The organism is Mesorhizobium sp. M7A.F.Ca.AU.002.02.1.1, assembly GCF_003998535.1.
In the GTDB taxonomy this organism is placed as follows: domain Bacteria; phylum Pseudomonadota; class Alphaproteobacteria; order Rhizobiales; family Rhizobiaceae; genus Mesorhizobium; species Mesorhizobium ciceri.
In genome coordinates this window covers 1-4,028 of sequence record NZ_RZPB01000563.1, presented here as the reverse complement: position 1 = coordinate 4,028, position 4,028 = coordinate 1, and the positions used below count along the sequence as shown (strand labels likewise).

Annotated in this window: 3 protein-coding genes; 1 reads left to right on the top strand and 2 read right to left on the bottom strand. The window is 64.7% G+C overall.

Going from position 1 to position 4,028, the window contains the following annotated elements; all coding sequences use genetic code 11:
- The coding region (locus EN879_RS26755) for a UvrD-helicase domain-containing protein (RefSeq protein WP_164774593.1) at positions 1–503 on the bottom strand (503 nt) is incomplete at its 3' end.
- 90 nt (positions 504–593) lie between these two features.
- The gene (locus EN879_RS26750; protein WP_013530997.1) at positions 594–1,424 is read right to left on the bottom strand and encodes a DUF2059 domain-containing protein; all 831 of its coding nucleotides are present in this window, start codon (positions 1,422–1,424) and stop codon (positions 594–596) included.
- A gap of 194 nt (positions 1,425–1,618) precedes the next feature.
- Here EN879_RS26750 and EN879_RS26745 point away from each other — a divergent pair, with 194 nt between their 5' ends.
- A complete protein-coding gene (locus EN879_RS26745; protein WP_063168289.1) occupies positions 1,619–3,934 on the top strand; it encodes a glucose/quinate/shikimate family membrane-bound PQQ-dependent dehydrogenase in 2,316 nt (771 codons plus the stop codon).
- Positions 3,935–4,028 lie beyond the last annotated feature (94 nt).

Below are 4,028 nucleotides of genomic sequence, written 5' to 3'. Positions count from 1 at the left end.
CCTTCGGACTGGATCAGCTGCTTGATCAGCCGCACGACGTCGTCGGTGTCGAGGATGGTGAAGTCGGAGCGCAGGCCGGCGAGTTCGGCATGTCTGCGAAGCAGCTTCACTCCAATCGAGTGGAAGGTGCCGAGCCACGGCATGCCCTCTACATTGCCTTCGCCGATCAGCACGCCGATGCGGATCTTCATCTCGCGCGCGGCCTTGTTGGTGAAGGTCACCGCGAGGATCTGCGACGGAAACGCCTTGCCGGTGGCGAGGATGTGGGCGATGCGGGTCGTGAGCACGCGGGTCTTGCCGGTGCCGGCGCCGGCCAACACCAGAACCGGGCCCTCCGTTGTTTCAACAGCTAGCCGCTGCTCCGGGTTGAGGCCCTTCAGATAGTCGGGTGCGTTGTTGTGTCCGCTGCGGGCAGCCATGGCGCGCGCGGCGATACCCGACGGGGCCGAGGGCCGCGCATTGGGTTCGTCGAAAAAGGGCATGTCTTCGGAAAAGCCGGACATCGCCCCGAATGTAGTGATTCGGTGGCGAAAGACCAGAACTGTCTACGTTTTGTTCCGCTAAAGTGCTGGTGGCAAGGATGTACGGGCTGTTCAGGCCTTGCGGTAGCCGAGAGCGACGAAAAATCGCTGCCCTAACGAACGCGCCTCATCGGTCATCACGGCGCCGAGTGCCGTCTGCATCCGGTCGTAGTAATGGCTGCCCGCAGGGGACGCGAGAAATGCCGCGTAAAGCCTGAGATCGTCGAGCGACAAGTCACGATAGGCGAAAGCATTTCCTTCCATGATCCCCTTTTCGGCTTTTTCACGAAGGTTGCCGGCCTGCTTATGCACCAGCACCATTATCTGCTGATCCGATAAAGGCTGCCCGGCTGCCGCGAGCATTCCCGAAACCATCGCATAGCCCATGTTCAATGCGATCGCTTCAGCCATGTCCACGGCGCTGGTATCGTCGACGATTTTCCGGTACAGCGCGAGCCGTGCCGGATCTCCCGCCTGAAGTCCTCCAAGGATTTTCGGACCTTCGATCTTCTTGCGCCCCAGGGCTTGCGGATCGGACGCTTGGATCTCCAGGGCTGTGACCCGCCTGCCCAATGGTGAATCGAAGAAAGCAGCCAGATCGGTGAGATCGACGGGCTGCAACCGGCCCGTCATCCGCGCCTCTACGGCTTTCTCCATCCTGTCAGCGTCAAAAGCGCCTTCAGCGGCGGCGGACAAGGCTTCCTTGACTTTTTCCGGCCCCGGCACGGATTTGATGCCGGCGACTATGCTTGGGCCGAGGCCGGCCAGCATCTCGTGGAAGCCGCTTGCCTTGTTGATCTCCTCGAGCGTTTGTGCCGACGCCGGTTGACTGCCAGCCATAAGCACGACGAAGCCGAACAGCGCGCCGGCAATGCGCATCCATGGCGGAAAGACGAAGGGCATGACTCGGTCTACTCCACGGTGATGCTGCGACGGAGACTGCTCGATAACCCGACCGCAGGCAAGATGAATTGCCACCTTGGCGTGTGGGCCAGCTTGACAGGCGGGGCGGGCAGGAGAAAGCTGTGCGCAGGGCAGGAACGGGACATCGGGCTGTCCTTGGCGTGGCAAAGCGCAACAGTCGAAGGAGTATCATCTTGGCTGTCACCATCACCTCCCTCATTCTTTTCCTCATCGGCCTGGCACTCGGCGGCGGCGGCATCCGCCTGGCGATGCTGGGCGGCAGCTGGTACTATGTCGTTGCTGGCCTTGCCTTCCTGATCGCCGCCTGGCTGCTCTACCGGCGCCGGTCCACCGCACTGTGGCTCTACGCGGCGATCGTGCTCGGCACGCTGGCCTGGGCGGTCTGGGAAACCGGCTTCGACTGGTGGGAACTCGGGCCTCGCGGCGGCGTCATCGTGCTTCTCGCTTTATGGCTGCTGACGCCGTGGGCGAGACGGGGTCTTGTCGGCCCTGACGCACGCGCGCCGCTGATCCTTGCCGTGCTGGCATCACTGGCCGTCGCCGGTTATTCGATGACTTCGGATCCGAAGGACATTGCCGGCGAACTCGGCACCGACAAGGTGGTCGCCAACGCCAATCTCGGCAATGACGTGCCGGCCGGCGAGTGGCACTATTACGGCCGCACGCAGTTCGGCCAGCGCTATTCGCCGCTCGACCAGATCACACCGGACAATGTCGCCAAGCTGCAGCCTGCCTGGACCTACCAGACCGGCGACGTGAAGGGACCGGACGATGTCGGCGAGACCACCTATCAGGTGACGCCGCTGAAGATCGGCGACACGCTCTACATCTGCACGCCGCATAATTTCGCCATCGCCATCGATGCCGCGAGCGGCAAGGAGAAATGGCGCTTCGATCCCAAGGTCAAGCTCGACAAGGACCGCCAGCACCAGACCTGCCGCGGCGTGGCCTATTACGCCGATGCCGCCGGCGCCGCCGGGCAGCCCTGTGCGACCCGCGTCTACCTGCCGACCTCGGACGCGCGGCTGATCGCGCTCGACGCCGCCAACGGGCAGATCTGCCCGGCTTTCGCCGAGGGCGGCACGCTGAACCTTCTGACCAACATGCCCTATCCGAAGTCGGGCTATTATTACTCGACCTCGGCACCGCTGATCTCAGGCGGCAAGATCATTGTCGGCGGCGCGGTCAACGACAATTATTCGACGCAGGAGCCGTCCGGCGTCATCCGCGCCTACGACGCTGCCACCGGCGCGCTGGTGTGGAACTGGGATTCCGGCAATCCGGACCAGACGACGCCGCTGCCGGCCGGCCAGACCTATACCGCCAACTCGCCCAACATGTGGTCGACGCCGAGCGCCGACGAGAAGCTCGGCCTGCTCTACGTGCCGCTCGGCAACCAGACGCCGGATCAGCTCGGCGCCGGGCGCAGTGCCAATGTCGAGAAGTTCTCGTCGTCGATCACCGCGCTCGACCTCAACACCGGACAGGTGCGATGGGTGCGGCAGACCGTGCACCACGATCTCTGGGACATGGACGTACCGGCGCAGCCGAGCCTGATCGACATCACCAAACCCGACGGCACGGTGGTGCCGGCGCTGGTCGGACCGACCAAGCAGGGCGATCTGTATGTGCTCGACCGCCGCACCGGTGAGCCGGTCATCGCGGTCAACGAAGTGCCGGCGCCCGGCGGCGCGATCGAAGGCGACCACACATCGCCGACGCAGCCGGTCTCCGATCTCACCTTCATGCCGAAGCCGCTGACCGGCGCCGACATGTGGGGCCTCACCATGTTCGACCAGTTGGCCTGCCGGATCGAATTCCAGGGCCTGCGCTATGAGGGTCGCTATACGCCGCCTTCCGTCCAGGGCTCGCTGATCTACCCCGGCAATTTCGGCACCTTCAACTGGGGTGGCGTCGCCGTCGACCCGGTCCGGCAGGTGCTGTTCGGCATGCCGACCTATCTGGCGTTCAAGTCGCAGTTGATCCCGCGCGATCAGGTGCCGCCGCCGGACGAAGGGCGGGGCAGCGAACAGGGGCTGAACCGCAACGAGGGCGCGCCCTATGCGGTGGTGATGGGACCGTTCCTGTCGCCGCTCGGCATTCCTTGCCAGGCGCCGCCCTGGGGCTATGTCGCCGGTGCCGATCTCAGGACCGGCAAGATCGCCTACAAGCACCGCAACGGCACCGTCTACGATATGACGCCGCTGCCGCTGCCGCTGAAGGTCGGCGTGCCCGGCATCGGCGGGCCGATGATCACCGCCGGCGGCGTCGCCTTCCTGGGGGCCGCAGTCGACGACTATCTGCGCGCCTACGACCTGACATCGGGCAAGCAGCTGTGGCAGGCGCGGCTGCCGGCCGGCGGGCAATCGACGCCGATGACCTATACGGTCGCCGACGGCCGCCAGTTCGTGGTCATCGTCGCCGGCGGCCACGGTTCGGTCGGCACCAAGCCGGGTGACTATGTGATGGCCTACGCGCTGCCGAAGTAGGGGCGACAGGGTGACGCGATCTTTCAGAGGTCGCGCCGCCCCTCATCTGTGCCGGTGTCCTTTCCCCGCATAGTGACGGGGAAAAGTGCCCGAC